This is a genomic window from Streptomyces wedmorensis, assembly GCF_000716445.1.
GTDB classification, from domain to species: Bacteria; Actinomycetota; Actinomycetes; order Streptomycetales; family Streptomycetaceae; genus Streptomyces; species Streptomyces wedmorensis.
In genome coordinates, this window is the sequence record NZ_JNWK01000181.1 from 1 (window position 1) to 348 (window position 348).

Annotated in this window: 1 protein-coding gene; it reads left to right on the forward strand. The window is 63.8% G+C overall.

The window, feature by feature from the left end; all coding sequences use genetic code 11:
- Window positions 1-229: transposase family protein (locus tag OO54_RS41025; protein ID WP_033212900.1), on the forward strand; the 229-nt coding region annotated here is incomplete at its 5' end.
- Window positions 230-348: the final 119 nt, after the last annotated feature.

Below are 348 nucleotides of genomic sequence, written 5' to 3' on the forward strand. Positions count from 1 at the left end.
CTACCAGGGCGCCGGTCCCTGGCTGACCACGGGCATCAAACGCAAGCCCCTGCAGGAACTGACCCCCACCGACAAGACCCGCAACCGTGCCCTGGCCGCCACACGCGCACCTGTCGAACGCGGCGTCGCCCGCCTGAAGACCTGGCGGATCTTCCGCAGGTCCCGATGCAGCCCCAACCGCATGACGTCAATCGCCAAGGCCATCCTCACACTGGAGCTGCAACGCTGAAGAAGCTCATTGCGGGACAGCCCTTAGGGCCTGCCGATCATCAAGGTGTTGCTTTCAAAGCTGGGGCTCGTTGGTGTCGTATGCGCATCCCGGACGAGACTCGTGATCAACTTGCCGTG